A 17,200-nucleotide genomic window follows, 5' to 3' on the forward strand; every position below is an offset into this window, starting at 1 on the left:
TCCTGATGCGGCTCCTGATGCGGCTCCTGATGCGGCTCCTGATGCGGCTCCTGATGCGGCTCCTGATGCGGCTTCTGAAGCGGCCTCAACCGTAGCGTGGGCACTCCGTGCCCACGCGGTTACGTGTGTCTCCGCAGTCAGTAGCAGTGACGTATCGCTCGCAAACTCTACACCAGCCACTACAGCGCGTAGCGCACCACCTTGTCGCTCCACTCGAAGGCGGCCATTTCGAGTTCGACCAGTTCATCCCCGCTGTCGGCCAGTTCGCCCAGCACCGGCAGCATCTCGTCGCCCTCTTCCATGCGCTCGAGCGACTCGGCCAGGCGCAGCAGTTCGCCAAAGAAGCCGCTGCGCTTGACCAGCGCGGCGGCCACTTCCTCGCTCACCGGGATCTGCTCGACCAGGTCGGCCATCGGCACCGAGAACAGCGCATCCATCAGCGACATGATGCCGACCGTGAAAGCGACATCGGCCACCTGGCGCTGCCCCGGGCGCAGGCGCTGGGCCAGCAGCTCCATCAGGCGCGCGCGGGTGCTGGCCAGCATCAGCAGCGGCGTTTGCGTATGGCCACGGTTGGCGGGTTCGGCATACAACATGATCTGCAGCCAGCGCTGCAGCTGGCGCCGGCCCAGCACGATCAGGGCCTGGCTCAGCGAATCGATGCGCTGGCGCAGGCCGGCCGCAGGGGTGTTCACGATGCGCAGCAGGTTCACCGCCAGCGAGACGTCGCGCTTGATGGCGCGTTCGATCTCGATGTTGTCGGCGTCCGAGGTCACCAGGTGCATCAGCTCCATCAGCGCCAGCTGCGAGGGCGACAGCTTGCGCCCGGCCAGCACCGAGGGTTTGGCGAAGTAATAGCCCTGGAAGTAATCGAAACCGAGATCGAGGCAGGTCCGGTATTCGGCCTGGCTCTCGACCTTTTCCGCAATCAGGCGTTTGCCGGTCCCGCGCAGGCGCGGCACGATGGCCAGCATGTTCACCACCGGCGTTGCGCGCAGGTCGACCTTCACGAAGTCGAGCAGGGGCAGCAGGCGGCCCAGGCGCTTGCCGTGGCTGGACACCTCGGCGGCAAAGCGGAACCCATGGCCGGCCAGTTCGGCCAGGCGCCACAGCACGGCGTCGGTCGCGTCCACCGACGCGGTCAGTTCGAGCACGGTGCGCTCGCGCGGCAGGAAGGCGAAGATATCGCTCATCAATACGTCGGTGTCGACGTTTAGGAAAGCGCAGGCATCGCCCACCGCGCGCGGTAGGCCGAGCTGGGCCGCATGGGCCAGCACGCCGGCGCTGGCGGCGAGACCCGAATCGATATCGGCATTGCCATCAGCACGATTGCGGAACAGCAGCTCATAGCCGAACAAGGCCTGGTTGCGGTCGAGCAGCGGCTGGCGCGCCAGGTAGAAATTGCGTAGTTGCAGAGGCTGGGATGCCTGGTCGAGGCTGGCGGTATCGGTCATCGCGTTCCCGGGGAGATGTTCAAGCCGCCCACTCTACCCGATTCTCAGCAATTAGTGGATTTTTGGCATCGCCATACGGCAAAAAAAGATGCCGTAATGCCAAACTTACACGTCCAGGGGGGCGCCGTCGACGAAGAGTTTCAGTTCGCCGGGAGCAAAGTGGGTCCAGCTTTCGTTGTTGGTCAGCGGTTCCGTCACGATGATGGCGACCCGGTCTTTCGGCGTGGTCACCTGGGAAAAGTCGACGGATAAATCCTCGTCGGACAGGCAGGCGGCGGTGAACGGGTACTGACGCACGATGTAGCAGAGCTTGGTCGAGCAATGTGCGAACAGGGCCGTGCCGTCGGACAGCATCATGTTGAAGGTGCCGTAGGCGGCGATCTCGCGCACGAGTTCCTGCAGGGCCGCATGCAGTGCGGCGCGCTCGGGCAGGCTGTCGCCGAAGCGGCGCCGCAGCTCTTGCAGCAGATAGCAGAAGGCCAGTTCGCTGTCGGTGTTGCCGACCGGGCGGAAAGCGCCGTCGAGCCTTGGTGCGAATTCCTTCAGGTCGCCATTGTGGGCGAAGACCCAGTAGCGTCCCCAGAGTTCGCGCACGAACGGATGGCAATTTTCCAGCGCCACCTGGCCTTGCGTGGCCTTGCGGATATGGGCGATGACATTCGTCGACTTGATCGGGTAACGCTTGATGAGTTCGGCAATCGGCGAGGCGATCGCGGCCTGGTGGTCGACGAAATGGCGTACGCCGGCGCCTTCGAAAAAGGCGATGCCCCAGCCGTCGTGGTGGGTGTCGGTGCGGCCGCCACGGTGGGCGAAGCCGGTGAAGGAGAACACAATGTCGGTTGGGACATTGCAGTTCATTGCAAGAAGTTGGCACATGGCAGGCAGCTTACCATGGCATGGGGAGCGAAGCGGCGCCGGCAAGCCGAGCCGGCGCGAGCTTATGAGGTGCTATCAGTGCAGGACGACCGGTTGGCTCATCAGGGTATCGTAGGAACCGAGGAAATCGTCGATTTCTTCCATGGTGGGCTCGCTGGCGATCAAATTGTTGACGTCGCGCCGGAACGACTGCGCCAGTCTGCCGCCGATGAACGCTTCGCGACGGCCGGCTTTGTCGACGATTTCGTAACCACCGAAGCGCAGGGCTTCGAGGTCGCGATCGACGCCAAATTCGACCACGCTGTACTGTTCGCTGTTGTAGATCATGTTCATGATGACTCCTTCTCTCGATCAGCGTGTTGGACCAGCCACGCGGCGGCGGGCGGCTGGCTTCGACTTCAGTGAAGAGGTGGGGCTGCGCGAACCGATTTCAAGTGTGCCGGTCCGGCGTCAGTGATAACAATTGATCGTATGGTGCGCTGCTTAACCATGATCGCAACTGACCCAGGTGTTCGCCGCTGGCCAGGCCGATGAAGAGGCGTGTCGGCTTCCGGCGCAAGAGACGATTCAATGTAACACGCATCACCAGATTTCCCGCGCAGCAAAGGCAACCGGGCGCGATGCGTGCGAGCAGCAGTGTGGAGGATGGTTCCAGGAGGAGTGTGCCGTCGGGCAGGCCTTCGAGGATGACGGCGCTTGCGCCCTCCTCGGTCGGATCGATGAGAGCGGCAATCGCCGCCTCGCGCCGGCCCGCGCCGGGCCCGGTGACGATGGTGGTGGCGATGGGGATGGCGCCACCTGCGGAAGCGCCGGCGCGGGCGCCGGCAGCCGTCACCCGCCGCGCTTGCCGAGCTTGCCCGGCTCGACGCCGAGCTGCTTGAGCTTGCGGTACAGGTGGGTACGCTCGAGGCCGGTCTTTTCGGCCACGCGCGTCATGCTGCCGCCTTCGCGCCCCAGGTGGTGCTCGAAGTACATGCGCTCGAAGGCGTCGCGCGCCTCGCGCAGCGGCAGGTCGAACGACAGCGTATAGCCTTGCGTTTCGCCGTGGCCGACCACGCCCACGCGCGCGCCGTTCATCGGCGCCGGCATCGGCGGCGGTGCATACATCGGGCTGCTGGCCACCGGCATCGCCGTTTCCATCACCGGCGGCGGCATGACCGGACGCGGCGGCGGGCTCGGCACGCGCGCCACTTCCTGGGCGCGCGTCAGGCCCTGCTGCACGGCCTTCAGCAGCTTTTGCAGCGCAATCGGCTTTTCCAGGAAATTCAGGGCGCCGATGCGGGTTGCCTCCACCGCGGTATCGATCGTGGCGTGGCCCGACATCATGATGACCGGCATGGTCAGCAAGCCGTCGCGCTGCCACTCCTTGAGCAGGGTGACGCCGTCGGTATCGGGCATCCAGATATCGAGCAGGACCAGGTCGGGTGCGCCGGCCGCGCGCGCTTCGCGTGCCTGCTGCGCGTTTTCCGCCAGCGTGATTGCGTGGCCTTCGTCTCCCAGGATTTCCGAGAGCAGCTCGCGGATGCCCATTTCATCATCAACTACGAGTATGTTCGCCATCTTTTGCCTTCCGTCTCCGCCCGTTTTAACGTTCGTGATTTTATGCCTGATTTACACTTCGGCCAAGTTCGCCTCTTGTGCTAACTTTAACAGCAAAATGAATACCGACGCGCCACTTCCGTCCGGACGGTTCTGGATATCGATGCGGCCGCCATGTTCGTCGACTATCTTCTTCACCATCGGCAGGCCCAGGCCGGTGCCGCGCGCCTTCGAGGTCACATACGGTTCGAAGGCGCGCGCCAGGATTTTCGGTGCGAAGCCGGGGCCGTTGTCCATGATCGCCAGGCGCACCGCGGTGCCGGCCGTGCCGTTGGCGCCGGTGTAGTGGATGATCTCGGTGGCGACGTCGATGCGTGGCGCCGGCGCATCCGGATCGCGGTCCACCAGCGCATCCTGGGCATTCTGCAGCAGGTTGTGGATCACCTGGCGCAACTGGGTGGCGTCGCCCATCACCTGCGGCAGGTCCGGCGCCAGCGTGGCGTGGATGATGTCGGACGCGTCCTCGGCCAGGTACAAATTCAGGATCTGCTCGATCAGGCCATTCAGATCGAGCGGCTCGAGCACCGCCGGCGGCGTGCGCGCATAGTCGCGGAAGTCGTCGACCATGCGCTTCATGGCGTCGACCTGGTTCACGATGGTACTCGTGGCGCGCGCCAGCAGGGCGGCGTCGTTCGGCTCCAGCTTGTCCTCCAGCTTCATCTGCAGGCGCTCGGCCGACAGCTGGATCGGCGTGAGCGGGTTCTTGATCTCGTGCGCCAGGCGGCGCGCCACCTCGCCCCAGGCCACCGAGCGCTGGGCCGAGATCATGTCGGAGATATCGTCGAACACCACGATGAAGCCGCTGCCCGCCCCCACCGGCAGGCGCGAGCCGCGCGTCAGCAGGATGGTGTCGTGGTCTTCGCCGGGGCGCGGAATCTCGATCTGCTGCTGCCAGTGGGTGCGCTGGCGCGCGTTGCCGGCGGCCGACTGCGCGCTCTGCGCCGAGAAGGCGCGCGTCACGCAGTTGGCGAACACTTCCAGGCCGCCGATCTTGTGCAGCGGCCCGGCCAGGTTGCAGTGCTCCATCTGCAGGATGCGGCAGGCGGCGTCGTTCGAGTTGACCACCGTGCCTTCGGCGTCGAGCACCAGCACGCCGGCCGACATGTTGGCCAGCACCGACTCCAGGTGGGCCTTGGCGCTTTGCAGGGCCGAGCGGTTGCGCTCGACGGCGCTCCTCGCCTCGAACAGCTGGCCGGTCATGGCATTGAAGGATTGCGTCAGCGTGCCCAGTTCGTCGCTGGTCTCGACGATCGGGCGCGGCGACAGGTCGCCCTCGGCCACCGCCTGCGTGCCTTCGGCCAGGACCAGCAGCGGCTGGGCCAGGTTCCCGGCGATCAGCACCGCGCTGCCGATGGCCCCGAAGATCGCCAGCAGCAGGGTCAGGGTCAGGGTCCGGATGTACATCTGCTGCAGGCCTTCGCGCGCCACCGAGCGCTGGCGGTATTCGCTGAACGCGCTCCTGAGCACCTCGGCATTCGTGGCCAGGTTCACCGGCACCGCCTGCATCATCTGCAGGTAGCGCGGCGCCATGCCGGGCGGCTCGGGCACGGCCAGCACCACGCGCAGGCGCAGGCCGGTGGCGGCGTCGAGCGCATTCGGGCTGTCGTTGCCGGCTTCGCGGAAGTCGAGTTCGATGCCGCCCTCGGGCCGCGCATAACCGCCCGGCATGGCGGCCTGGCGCAGCATCTGCGGGCTCGGCACATCGGGGGTAAGGTCGGCGCGCCGGTCTTCGCTGGCGCTGGCCACCAGTTTGCCGTCGGCGTCGAGCAGCATCGCGCTCTGCATGCCGTCGATGCCGTGGATCGCCTGCGACAGCGCCAGCTGGGCGCCGAAGTCGCTCTGCCCCGACAGCGTCGCCGACACGGTCTGGGCGCTGGCCACCAGGTCGGCCTGGGCTTCGTCGAGCGCGGCGCGGCCCAGGCTCAGGCCCGAGGACAGCGCCGCCTCGATCTTGACGTCGAACCAGGATTCGATCGAGTGCGAGACGAACTGTACCGACACCATGAAGATCACCAGGCCGGGCAGGATGCCGATGCCGGCGAACAGCAGCACCAGGCGCGCCATCAGGCGCGAGCCGAAGCGCTTGGCTTTATAGCGCGAATACAGGCGCCCCAGGGCCACCACCACCAGGATCAGCAGCAGGAAGGCGATGGTGGCGTTCAGCCCCAGCAGCCAGGAATAGTAGCGGTCGAAGAAACCGGAGTTGTCGGAAGCCGAGGCGAGCAGGAACAGCAGGATCGAAACGATCGCCCCGCCGACCACCAGCGCATAGCGCAGGGCCTGGTTCACGCCTGCCTCCCTTTACTCGGCACGGTAATTGAAGGTCTTCCTGTTCGAGGCGAGGCGCCAGTCGGCATTCGAAAAGGCGCTCACCTGCAGCGGTTTTTGCAGGTAGTCGCGGTCCATGAACATGCGCAGGCTGACCTCGTAGGTCTCGCCATGCTTCAGGGCGCCCTTGGGCGCGATCGACCAGCGCCCCGGGCGGCGGATCTGGAACATCGCTTCGTCCAGGGTCTGGAAGGTTTGCTGGACGCTGCCGACTGCCGCTACGTAGTACTGGCGCAGCAGGACGTCGTAGGAAATGCTGACCGTGCGCTTGGCGAACACGGCGCGCTCGTCGCGCCAGTACCAGCGCGGGCGCACCAGTTCGATTTCGGTCGTGAAGTAGAGCTTGACGCCGTGCTGCAGGGCGTCTTCGAGCTCGCGGCTGAGGTCGAAGGAATAGTTGGCGGCCAGGCGGTAGCCGTCGTCGCCGGCCTCGATTTTTGCCATCGTGATGTCGATCCCGTCGGCCGCCTGCGCCGTTGCGCACGCGAAGACCAGCAGCAGCTGGCAGGCGAGGAGGCGGAAAAATCGTAAAGTCACAGGTGGCCGGAACCTAAATTAATCGAGCAGATAATCGAGCATTGCTGCGGGAGCGTTCCTAACTACCCTTCTTGTGGAAGAGCGCATAGAACAGACCGTCATGATCGAGCCCGGCGCCGCTCACGGGAAGCAGCTGGCCTGGCGCATCGAGGCGGGTGGCGTCGTGGTGGCGCGCCGCGAACGCGGCCGCCTGCGCCTCCGATTCCTGGGGCCAGAGCGAACATGTCACAAACAGCAATTTACCATCGGGCCGCAACATCTGCCAAAGATTGTCGAGTATCTCCGCGGAAAGTGTTGTAAGTTGGCGTGTGTCGGTCTTGCGGCGCAGCCAGCGGATATCCGGGTGGCGGCGCACGATGCCCGAGGCGGTGCACGGCACATCGGCCAGGATGCGGTCGTACTGGCGGCCATCCCACCAGTCCCGGGTCTGCGCTTGGGCGGTTACCAGCGTGGCTTCCAGGCCCAGGCGGCCGAGGTTGTCGGCCACCCGCCTCAAGCGCTGCGGGTCGGCGTCGACCGAAGTCAGCTCCACGTCCGCCAGCTCGAGGATGTGGCCGCTCTTGCCGCCCGGCGCCGCGCAGGCATCGAGCACGCGCATGCCGTCCTGCAGGCCGAGCAGCGGCGCGGCCAGCTGGGCGCCGGCATCCTGCACCGACACCAGGCCATCGTGGAAGCCGGGAATCTGGGCCACGTTCACGGCCTGCGCCAGGCGCAGCGCCTGCGGGCCGATTTGTTCGGCCGCCACGCCGGCTTCTTCGAGCCCGCGCAGGTAGTCGGCGAGCGAGGTCTTGCGGGTATTCACGCGCAGGGTCAGCGGCGGATGGGTGTTGCCGGCCGCGAGGATGGCTTCCCAGTCCTGCGGATAGGCGGCGCGGGTGGCGTCGATCCACCACTGCGGGTAGTTCCACTGCGCGAACGGATCGGCCAGCGCCTGCTCCACCAGGGCTTCGCGCTCGCGCAGGAAGCGGCGCAGCACGGCGTTCACCATCGCCTTGGCATGGGCGAAGTCCGGGTGGCTGGCGGCGGCCGTGACGGCCTGGTCGACCACGGTAAAGGCTTCATACGGCGCCTCGCCTTGCGCCGGGTCGAGCAGGGCCAGGGCGCAGCACAGCAGGCCGGCCAGTTGCGGCGCGTCCGGCGCCTTGGTCGTCATCAGGTCGAGCACTGTCTCGCTGCGGCCCATCTGGCGCATGCTGCGGTAGGCCAGGTCCTGGATCGCGCCGCGCGCCTGGGGCGTCACGCCAAACGTCGTGAAGACGTGGGCCAGGGCCTGCGGCAGCGCGGTGCCGGCGCCCACCTGGGCGATGGCGTTCGACGCGCCCAGCAGGGCCAGCGCCAGCGAATCCGGCGGCAGGTCCGGCACATAGTCGGGCTGGAACTGCTGCTTCACTTCGTAGCTGGGTTTCAGCCTGTCCTGCGGCTGTTCGCGCGGCGGACGCGGCGGCGGCGCGGCACGCTTGACCTCGGGCGCCCTGCCCTGCCCTGCACCTGGTTTCGTGCCCTGCGCGGCCGGCTTGCCGGCGGGCTTGGCGTACTGGGCCGCGGGATTGGCCGGCTTGCGCGGCGCCGGCTTGGCGGCGCTGCCGGACTTGGGTTTGATGCTGAGCGTAGGGCGCTTGTCGGTCATGGTGACGGGTCAATACAGAAAGGCGTCATTGTAACGGTACAGCCTTTGGCTGTGCTTAAAGCTGGCTTGCAGCCGCGGCCGCCGGGCGTATTCGGCGTTGCAGCAAACCAGTATAATGAACCTTGATTGCCGTGGCCGCGCGCCACCGCTCCATTCGAACTCACCGCACACCACACTATGCTCGCCCAACAAAAACAAGCGATCGTTGCCCTGTTCCAGGCAGCCCTGGCGCCGATCGTCGCCGGCACCGACCTTACCCCGAACGTCGTCCTGGAACGCCCGCGCGATCCTTCGCACGGCGACGTCGCCTGCAACATCGCCATGCAGCTGGCCAAGCCACTGAAAACCAACCCGCGCGAACTGGCCACGCGCCTGGTCGCCGCCCTGCTGGCCGACCCGCAGGCCGCCGGCCTGATCGAAGCGGCCGAAGTCGCCGGCCCCGGCTTCATCAACCTGCGCGTGGCCGCCGGCGCCAAGCAGGCCGTGGTGCGCAGCATCCTCGAGCAGGGCCAGGCATTCGGCCGCGGCACGGCCGGTGAAGGCCACCACGCCATCATCGAATTCGTCTCGGCCAACCCGACCGGTCCGCTGCACGTGGGCCACGGCCGCCAGGCCGCGCTGGGCGACGCCCTGTCGGCGCTGTTCCAGGCGCAAGGCCACCAGGTGACGCGCGAGTTCTACTACAACGACGCCGGCGTCCAGATCGCCACCCTGGCCACCTCGGTCCAGGCGCGCGCACGCGGCTTCAAGCCGGGCGACGCCGAATGGCCCGAGTCGGCCTACAACGGCGACTACATCCAGGACATTGCCGACGACTTCCTGGACAAGAAGACGGTCTCCGCCAGCGACGGCGAGCCGGCCACCGCCAGCGGCGACGTCGAGGACATCGAATCGATCCGCCGCTTCGCCGTGACCTACCTGCGCAACGAGCAGGACATCGACCTGCAGGCCTTTGGCGTCAAGTTCGACAATTACTACCTCGAGTCCTCGCTGTACGCCGACGGCAAAGTGGACGAAGCTGTCCAGGCCCTCGTGGACGCCGGCGTCACCTACGAACTCGACGGCGCCCTGTGGCTGAAGACCACGGACTATGGCGACGACAAGGACCGCGTGATGCGCAAGTCCGAAGGCGGCTTCACCTACTTCGTGCCCGATGTCGCTTACCACATGCAAAAGTTCCGCCGCGGCTTCGACCAGGCCATCAACATCCAGGGCAGCGACCACCACGGCACCATCGCCCGCGTGCGCGCCGGCCTGCAGGCCGTGAATATCGGCATCCCGCAGGGCTACCCGGACTATGTGCTGCACAAAATGGTCACCGTCATGAAGAACGGCGAAGAGGTCAAGATCTCGAAGCGCGCCGGTTCCTACGTGACCGTGCGCGATTTGATCGAATGGTCGGGCAACGGCGACATCACGCGCGGCCGCGACGCCGTGCGCTTCTTCCTCATCTCGCGCAAGGCCGATACCGAATTCGTGTTCGACGTCGACGTCGCCCTGAAAACCTCGGACGAGAACCCGGTGTATTACGTGCAGTACGCCCACGCGCGCATCTGCTCGGCCCTCGCCAACTGGGGCGGCGACGAAGCGTCGCTGGCGAACGCCGACCTGTCGCTGCTGACCACGCCGCACGAGGCGAGCCTGCTGTCGAAGCTGGCCGCCTATCCGGAAATGCTGCAGCGCGCCCAGGCCGAACTCGGCCCGCACCAGGTGGCCTTCTACCTGCGCGAACTGGCCGGCGAGCTGCACAGCTACTACTTCGCCCACAAGTGGCTGCTCGACGACGACGAAGCACTCAAGCTGGCGCGCCTGGCCCTGGCCACCGCCACCCGCCAGGTGCTGCGCAACGGCCTGGCCCTGATCGGCGTGTCCGCGCCGAACAAGATGGAACGCGCGCCAGCCGACGACGCAGCCGCGCAAGCCGACCAACCAGCATAAGCACAGCGACCATGACCGCCATCCTTCGTTTCCCTTCCCGCCAGCGCGGCAGCACCCTGACCGGCATCATCATCGGCCTGATCATCGGCCTGGGTATCGCGGTGGCGGTTGCGCTGATGATCACCAAGGGCGCCTCGCCCTTCACCGACCGCTCGAACAAGATGGGCCGCCCGGCCGATCTCGACCCGAGCCAGGCCAACGATCCGAACAAGCCGCTGTACGGCAGCCGCGACGCCGCGCGCCAGGCCAACAAGCAGCTGTCCGAGCGCGAGGCCGCCAAGGCCGCTGCGCCTGCCCCGGCGCCTGCCCCGGCCCCGGCGACCGAAGCCGATCCGCTCGGCGAAGCCATCGCCGGCATGAGCCAGGCCGCCGAGCGCAAGCCGGCCACGCCTGCGGCCGCACCGGCGCCGGCTCCCGCGCCAGCCGCCGCCGCGGCCGCGCCGAATGCGGCAGCCGCCGCAGCGGGCGGCGACGACCGCTACATATACTTCCTGCAGGCCGGCGCCTTCCGCGAAATGTCGGACGCCGAGAACACCCGCGCCAAGCTGGCCCTGCTCGGCTTCGAGGCCGCAATCAGCGACCGCACCAGCGACAGCGGCGTGCTGCACCGCGTGCGCGTGGGCCCGTTCAACGGGGTAGAAACCGTCAACAAGGCGCGCGCCAAGCTGCTCGACAGCGGCATCGACGTCGCCATCGTCCGCAACCAGAAATAACCGTTCCAGGAGAACCCGATGCACATGCTTCGCCGCCTGCTCTGCAGCGCCCTCGTCCTCGGCTTTGCCGGCAACGTGCTTGCCGCCCCGGGCCCGCAAGCCGCCCCGAAAGAGGGCGTGCAATACCAGGAGCTGCCGCAGAAACAGGACACCCAGGCCGGCAAGGCGGTCGAAGTGACCGAGTTCTTCGCTTACTACTGCCCGCACTGCGACGCCTTCGAGCCGAAGCTGGCGGAGTGGGTGAAAAAGCAGGGCAACAACATCGTCTTCAAGCGCGTGCACGTGCCCGCCGGCCCGCGCGTGGTGCCGCAGCAGCGCCTGTTCTACACGCTCGAAGCCATGGGCCTGCTGGAGCAGTACCACCAGAAGGCGTTTGCCGCGATCCACCAGGAGCGCGTGCGCTTTGCCGACGACGACGAAGTGATCGCCTGGGCGGCCAAGGCCGGCATCGACCGCGCACGCTTTGCCGACACCTACCGCTCGATGGGCGTGAGCGCCAAGCTGCGCCACGCCAGCGCCATGATGGAAGCCTACCGCGTCGACCACTGGCCTTTCGTTGCCATCGACGGCCGCTTCGTCACCTCGCCCTCGATGGCGAACGGGGGCGGTTCCGATGCCCAGACCGAAGCCGAGCAGCAGCAGGTGGCCTTGGGGGTGATGGACGCACTGGTTGCGAAAGCCCGCGCGGACAAGAAATGACCCTGCCGGGTCATGAAGCCCGCGTCTTCATCACCGGCGCCTCGAGCGGCATCGGCGCCGCACTGGCGCGCGAGTATGCCGCGCGCGGCGCCACGCTGGGCCTGGTGGCGCGCCGCGGCGAGCTGCTGGCGGACCTGATTGCGTCCCTGCCCCACCCCGAACGCCACCGCAGCTACGCGCTCGACGTGCTCGACCACGCCGCGCTGGACGCGGCGGCCCAGGACTTCATGGGGGCCTGCGGCGGCGCCGACATCGTCATCGCCAGCGCCGGCATCTCGCACGGCACGCTCACCGAGCGGCCTGAAGATTTACCGGTCTTCGCCTCGGTATTCGTCACCAACGTCAACGCCACCGTCGCCACCTTTGCCCCTTTCATTTTCCAGATGAAGGTACAGGGCACGCCCTGCCGCCTGGTGGCGGTCGGCAGCGTGGCCGGCGTGCGCGGCATGCGCGGCGCCGGCGCCTATTGCGCCTCGAAAGCCGCCGTGCACGCCTACTGCGAGTCGCTGCGGCTGGAACTGAAGCGCTCGGCCATCCGGGTCGTCACCATCGTGCCCGGCTATATCGATACCCCCATGACCCGCAACAATCCGTTTCCCATGCCTTTCCTGATGCCGGCCGCGCGCTTCGCCGCCAAAGCTGTCGATGCCATCGCCCGCGGCGACAGCTACCGCGTGCTGCCATGGCAGATGGGCTTTGTCGCCAAACTGATGCGCATGCTGCCGAATCCCCTGTTCGATTCGATGTTTTCGCGCGCGCCGCAAAAGCGCCGCAAGGGGGCGGCATGACGGTCCCGACGAATGCACTGATGCGTGCCGCCGATATCGCCGCCCGCTCGCAGGCGGGCGTGGCCGTCGAAGTGGTCGAAGAGGCCGGCTCGACGAATGCCGACCTGCTGGCGCGCGCCGCGTCGCTGGATGCGCCGCTGCTGCTGGTGGCGCGCAACCAGACCGCCGGCCGTGGCCGCGCCGGCCGCAGCTGGCTGTCTTCCAGCGCAGGCTCGCTGACCTTTTCGCTGGCCTGGCGCTTTGACGGCGGCGTGCAGCGCCTGGCCGGGCTGCCGCTGGCAATCGGCGTGGCGCTGGCCGAGACCCTCGATACACTCGGTGTGCAGGTTGGCCTGAAGTGGCCGAACGACGTGCTGCGCGACGGCGACAAGCTGGCCGGCATCCTGATCGAAACGCAGAACGCTCCAAATGGCGGCGGGGTCTGGACCGTGATCGGCATCGGCCTGAACCTGCTGATGCCCGACGAACTCGAAGCGCAGATCGGCCGCAGCGTCGCTTCCCTGCCCTGGCTGGCGCGCATGGACCGCAACGAACTGCTGGCAGCCCTGCTCGACGGCCTGGCCGGCGCGCTGCGCGAATTCGACCGCGCCGGCTTCGGCGCATTCTCCGCACGCTGGAACCGGCGCCATGCCTGGCAGGGCGAAACCGTCGTCATCCTCGACGCCGGCAATATCCTGCACGAAGGCGCCGCCGCCGGCGTCGACGATGCCGGCCGCCTGCTGCTCGATACCGCCGAGGGCCGCATCACGGTGCTGGCCGGCGACGTCTCGCTGCGCGTGAAGGGTGCGTCTTGACGATGAACGACATGCTGCTGCTGATCGACGCCGGGAATACGCGCGTGAAATGGGCGCTGGCCAGCGCACACGCGCAGCCGGGCGAGTGGATCGCCCACGGCGCAGCGCTGCACGACGGCTTGGATGCCCTGGGCGCCGAATGGCGCACCCGGCAGGTGACGCGCACCATTGTCTCGAACGTCGCCGGCCAGGCGCTGCGCGACAGGTTGGCCGCCCTGCTCGGCGCCATCGAGGTCGAGTGGTTTGCCTCAAGCGCCGAACGCGCCGGCCTGGTCAACGGCTACTGCGAACCGGCACGCCTGGGCTGCGACCGCTTTGCCGCCGCCATCGGCGCGCGTGCACTGGCGCCGGGCCAGGCGCTGGTGGTGGCCACCTGCGGCACCGCGACCACGGTCGATGCGGTAACAAGCGACGGCCGCTTCCTGGGCGGGATGATCCTGCCCGGCCTGGCGCTGATGGCCGGCGCGCTGGCGCGCAACACGGCACAGCTGCCGCAAGCCGCGCCGGGCATGGCGCCGCCGCCGCTGTTTGCCGACAATACCAACGACGCCATCGTCTCGGGCTGCCTGTCGGCCCAGGCCGGCGCCATCGCGCGTGCGGTGGCGGGCCACGGCGGCGCCCTGTGCATCCTGTCGGGCGGCGCGGCGCCGTATATCGCGCCCGCGCTGGAGGTGGCGCACAAGCTGGTCGATAATATCGTGCTGGTCGGCCTGCACGCGGTGGCGCGTGCACAGGCGACGCATGGAGGAGCGATGGATGGGAGCTGAAGCGTGGTGAAATTCGTATTCTGGGCTTTGCTGGCCGCGAACGCGCTGCTGTTCGCCTACGGGCGCGGCCTGCTGGGCAGCGCCGACGGCGAACTGCGCGAACCGGCGCGGCTGACGAAACAGCTGGCGGCCGACAAGCTGGTGCTGCTGTCGGGCGAACAGGCGCAGGCGCTGGCGGCGGCTGCCAAGGCCGAGGACGGCGCAGCCGAAGCCGAAACCGAGGTGGAGGAAGCGCCGGCGCCGGCGCCGCCCGCACCAGAGACCCCGGCCTACGCCTGCCTTGAGACCGAAGCCTTTGCCCCGCCCGATGCGCGCCGCTTCGAGAACCGCCTGGCGCGCCTGGAACTCGGCGCGCGCCAGATGCGCCTGGCCGTGCCCTTCCAGGAAGTGACCAGCCACCTGGTGTACCTGCCGCCGAACGGCGGCAAGGAAGGCGCCGAGCGCCGCGTGGCCGAGCTGCGCGAGCGCGGCATCAGCGATTACTTCATCATGCAGGGCGATTCGCCGATGCGCTGGGCGGTATCGCTGGGCGCCTTCAAGACCGAAGCTTCGGCGCGCACGCTGGCGGCCGAGCTGGCGAAAAAAGGCGTACAGGGCGTGCGCGTGCTGCCGCGCGGGCCGCAGTCGAACCGGTTTGCCTACCGCTTCCGCGATATCGATGGGCCGACCCGGGCGCGCATCCTCGAGGCGGGGCGCGGGATGGAAGCGACGATTTTGCACATTTGCAAGTGATGTAGGGTCGTAGGTTTGCATCAGTCCCATACAGCGTGGGCACAAGTGCCCACGCTACAGAACCCGGATTTCGTAGGGTGGGCACTTGTGCCCACGCGGTCGTACCTATGCACAACACCACGGCAACCGGTACGCCACACGCACCGGCATATCGCCCCAAAACGCTTACCGCTTCACCACAATCGGCTTGATCCCCAACCCCGCCGGTAACCCGCGCGCCGCTTCCTGCGCCGCGGCGCGGCTCTCGAACGGCCCGCCATACAAACGGTTCACCGCTCCGCTCGGCACCACCTCGATCTCGCCCAGCGACAATCCGGCATCGGCCAGCAAACGCCCCATCTCCTGCGCCTTGTCGGCGCGGCTGTAGGACCCGAGCTGCAGGTAGAACTGGCCTGACGCCTTGCCCGCAGCCGTTGCCGCGGCCACGGCGGGCAGCGCCTGGGTCACGGCGGCGCTGTCGGACTGCATGCGGTCTTCCAGCATCAGGGCCGCGATCTCGGGCGGCGCATCGAGTACCTTCGCTGCCCGCACCGGCGCCGCCGCCTGCGCCGCCGAGGTGGCGGCGCGGCGCTCGGCAGCCAGGCGCACTTCGTCGCCCGGGAACAGGCGCTCCAGCTCGACTTCGTGGCTGCCCTTGCCCAGCAGGCCGAGCTTCAGCGCGGCGGTGTACGACACGTCGACCACGCGGCTGGCGTGGAAGGGGCCACGGTCGTTGATGCGCACCACCACCGAGCGCCCGGTGGCCACGTGGGTGATGCGCGCGTACGAAGGAATCGGCAGCGTCGGATGCGCGGCCGTCATCTTGTACATGTCGTAGGGTTCGCCGGATGAGGTCTTCTGGCCGTGGAACTTCACGCCGTACCAGCTGGCCACGCCCTTCTGGACGAAAGGCTCTTCGTGCAGGATCGGGGTATAGCTCTGGCCGAAGACGGAATACGGCCGGTTCGCCCACTTGGCATAGGGCTCGGCCCGGACCACGGCGTCGGGCGTGAATTCCAGTCCTTCCGGAATGTCGGTGCCGGGGCCGTCGTCCTTGTAGTAGCCGCCGCGGCCGGAATTGGCGGGCGGCAGCTTGGGATTGATCGCCCCCGGCTTGCCGGCCTTGTGCTTCCACGGCAGCGAACCCAGGCTCTTGTTGTCGCCCGTGGTGCCGCAGCCGGTCATCAACGCCGCCAACGCGATGACCACCGGGAGCGTTCTCTTAGCGGTCATGCGCGCCATTCTTGCTCCTCAGGTCTGCACCAGCTTGCGGTGCCTTTGTATGCTCATCAATATACCAGCGCCGAGCCCCAGGGTAATGAACGCCGTCCCGCCATAGCTCATGAAAGGCAGCGGAACCCCGACCACGGGCAAGATCCCGCTCACCATGCCCATGTTCACAAAGGCATACGTAAAGAAGATCATCGTGATCGCGCCGGCCAGCAGCCGGGAGAACAGATTCGGGGCGTTGGCCGCAATCATCATGCCGCGGCCGATCAGCAGCAGGTAAATTACCAAAAGAAATAGGTTGCCGACAAGTCCAAATTCTTCGGAATAGACCGAAAACAGGAAATCGGTGGTCTGTTCCGGCACGAATTCCAGCTGGCCTTGGGTGCCCTGGTGATAGCCCTTGCCGGTCATGCCGCCCGAGCCGATGGCGATCACCGACTGGATGATGTGGAAGCCCTTGCCGAGCGGGTCCGAGGTCGGGTCGATCAGGGTCATCACCCGTTCGCGCTGGTAATCGTGCAGCATCGACCAGGCCACCGGCAAGCTGGCCGCGCCGGCCACGGCCAGGCCAATCAGCATTTTCCAGGACAGGCCGGCCAGGAAGATCACATAGAACCCCGAGGCGCCCACCAGCAGCGCCGTGCCCAGGTCGGGCTGGCGCGCAATCAGCGTGAACGGAATGACCAGCAGGACCGCCGCCACCACGAAGGACTTCCAGTCGTCCAGCCGCGCCTTGTGCTGGAAGTACCAGGCGATCATCAGCGGCGTGGCGATCTTCATGATCTCCGAGGGCTGGATGTCGACGCCCAGGTGCAGCCAGCGGCGCGAGCCCTTCTTGATGATGCCGAACACCGCCACCGCAATCAGCAGCGTGATCCCGACGGTGTACACCGGCACCGCCAGCCGCATCAGTGTCTGCGGCGGCACCAGGGCGGCCATCCACATGACCACGAAGGCCAGCAGGAAGTTGCGCATCTGCGCCTCGACCCGGCCCGGGAATTCGTGGCCGGCCGAGGACATCGTGATCACGCTGGTGGTCAGCAGCATGAACAGCACCATCGCCAGCGGCCAGTCGAACACGGTGAAATACGGTTTCAGGCGGCGGCTCAGCGAGCGCCGCTCGGGATAATAGGCCATCG

General features: G+C 67.2%; 17 protein-coding genes. 7 read left to right on the plus strand and 10 right to left on the minus strand.

What is annotated here, in order from left to right; genetic code table 11:
* Positions 1 to 179: 179 nt before the first annotated feature.
* From QWL29_RS01790 to rsmB, 8 genes are all read right to left on the minus strand, one after another.
* A complete protein-coding gene (locus tag QWL29_RS01790; RefSeq protein ID WP_305821173.1) occupies positions 180 to 1,454 on the minus strand; it encodes an EAL and HDOD domain-containing protein in 1,275 nt (424 codons plus the stop codon).
* Positions 1,455 to 1,559: 105 nt separating this feature from the next.
* On the minus strand, positions 1,560 to 2,330 hold the full coding sequence (locus tag QWL29_RS01795; protein WP_305821174.1) for a class II glutamine amidotransferase: 771 nt from the start codon (positions 2,328 to 2,330) through the stop codon (positions 1,560 to 1,562).
* A gap of 75 nt (positions 2,331 to 2,405) precedes the next feature.
* The gene (locus QWL29_RS01800) at positions 2,406 to 2,663 is read right to left on the minus strand and encodes a BTH_I0359 family protein (RefSeq protein WP_305821175.1); all 258 of its coding nucleotides are present in this window, start codon (positions 2,661 to 2,663) and stop codon (positions 2,406 to 2,408) included.
* Between the two features lie 97 nt (positions 2,664 to 2,760).
* Complete coding sequence (locus QWL29_RS01805) at positions 2,761 to 3,165, minus strand: P-loop NTPase family protein (protein WP_305821176.1); 405 nt, start codon at positions 3,163 to 3,165, stop codon at positions 2,761 to 2,763.
* On the minus strand, positions 3,162 to 3,890 hold the full coding sequence (locus QWL29_RS01810; RefSeq protein WP_305821177.1) for a response regulator: 729 nt from the start codon (positions 3,888 to 3,890) through the stop codon (positions 3,162 to 3,164). The genes QWL29_RS01805 and QWL29_RS01810 overlap by 4 nt, the downstream gene beginning before the upstream one ends.
* Positions 3,891 to 3,941: 51 nt before the next feature.
* Complete coding sequence (locus tag QWL29_RS01815; RefSeq protein WP_305821178.1) at positions 3,942 to 6,218, minus strand: sensor histidine kinase; 2,277 nt, start codon at positions 6,216 to 6,218, stop codon at positions 3,942 to 3,944.
* Positions 6,219 to 6,230: 12 nt separating this feature from the next.
* Positions 6,231 to 6,794, minus strand: coding sequence for a DUF4390 domain-containing protein (locus QWL29_RS01820; RefSeq protein ID WP_229438187.1), 564 nt, complete (start codon positions 6,792 to 6,794; stop codon positions 6,231 to 6,233).
* 58 nt (positions 6,795 to 6,852) lie between these two features.
* Positions 6,853 to 8,421, minus strand: a complete 1,569-nt coding sequence (gene rsmB, locus QWL29_RS01825) for a 16S rRNA (cytosine(967)-C(5))-methyltransferase RsmB (RefSeq protein ID WP_305821179.1) — start codon at positions 8,419 to 8,421, stop codon at positions 6,853 to 6,855.
* Between the two features lie 177 nt (positions 8,422 to 8,598).
* Between rsmB and argS the strand changes: the two genes are divergently transcribed.
* The 7 genes from argS to QWL29_RS01860 are packed head-to-tail and all read left to right on the plus strand — an operon-like array spanning position 8,599 to position 14,852.
* Positions 8,599 to 10,359 carry an arginine--tRNA ligase gene (gene argS / locus QWL29_RS01830; RefSeq protein WP_305821180.1) on the plus strand — a complete coding sequence of 587 codons (1,761 nt, stop codon included), beginning with the start codon at positions 8,599 to 8,601 and terminating at the stop codon, positions 10,357 to 10,359.
* Between the two features lie 11 nt (positions 10,360 to 10,370).
* Positions 10,371 to 11,072, plus strand: a complete 702-nt coding sequence (locus QWL29_RS01835; protein WP_305821181.1) for an SPOR domain-containing protein — start codon at positions 10,371 to 10,373, stop codon at positions 11,070 to 11,072.
* Positions 11,073 to 11,090: 18 nt separating this feature from the next.
* Complete coding sequence (locus QWL29_RS01840; RefSeq protein WP_305821182.1) at positions 11,091 to 11,771, plus strand: thiol:disulfide interchange protein DsbA/DsbL; 681 nt, start codon at positions 11,091 to 11,093, stop codon at positions 11,769 to 11,771.
* Positions 11,768 to 12,559: an SDR family oxidoreductase gene (locus tag QWL29_RS01845; RefSeq protein ID WP_305821183.1), complete on the plus strand. Its 792-nt coding sequence runs from the start codon at positions 11,768 to 11,770 to the stop codon at positions 12,557 to 12,559. Before QWL29_RS01840 ends, QWL29_RS01845 begins: the two co-directional genes overlap by 4 nt.
* On the plus strand, positions 12,556 to 13,353 hold the full coding sequence (locus QWL29_RS01850; RefSeq protein ID WP_305821184.1) for a biotin--[acetyl-CoA-carboxylase] ligase: 798 nt from the start codon (positions 12,556 to 12,558) through the stop codon (positions 13,351 to 13,353). The genes QWL29_RS01845 and QWL29_RS01850 overlap by 4 nt, the downstream gene beginning before the upstream one ends.
* 11 nt (positions 13,354 to 13,364) lie before the next feature.
* Positions 13,365 to 14,120, plus strand: a complete 756-nt coding sequence (locus QWL29_RS01855; protein ID WP_305821213.1) for a type III pantothenate kinase — start codon at positions 13,365 to 13,367, stop codon at positions 14,118 to 14,120.
* Positions 14,121 to 14,123: 3 nt separating this feature from the next.
* Positions 14,124 to 14,852 (plus strand): SPOR domain-containing protein, encoded by a 729-nt coding sequence (locus QWL29_RS01860; protein WP_305821185.1) that lies wholly within the window; start codon positions 14,124 to 14,126, stop codon positions 14,850 to 14,852.
* Between the two features lie 165 nt (positions 14,853 to 15,017).
* Here QWL29_RS01860 and QWL29_RS01865 read toward each other — a convergent pair whose 3' ends face one another.
* Positions 15,018 to 16,064 (minus strand): septal ring lytic transglycosylase RlpA family protein, encoded by a 1,047-nt coding sequence (locus tag QWL29_RS01865; protein WP_305821186.1) that lies wholly within the window; start codon positions 16,062 to 16,064, stop codon positions 15,018 to 15,020.
* Positions 16,065 to 16,082: 18 nt separating this feature from the next.
* Positions 16,083 to 17,198, minus strand: coding sequence for a rod shape-determining protein RodA (rodA, locus tag QWL29_RS01870; RefSeq protein WP_305821187.1), 1,116 nt, complete (start codon positions 17,196 to 17,198; stop codon positions 16,083 to 16,085).
* Positions 17,199 to 17,200 lie beyond the last annotated feature (2 nt).

Origin of the sequence: Massilia brevitalea, from assembly GCF_030711405.1 — a bacterium.
Taxonomy (GTDB): domain Bacteria; phylum Pseudomonadota; class Gammaproteobacteria; order Burkholderiales; family Burkholderiaceae_D; genus Telluria; species Telluria brevitalea.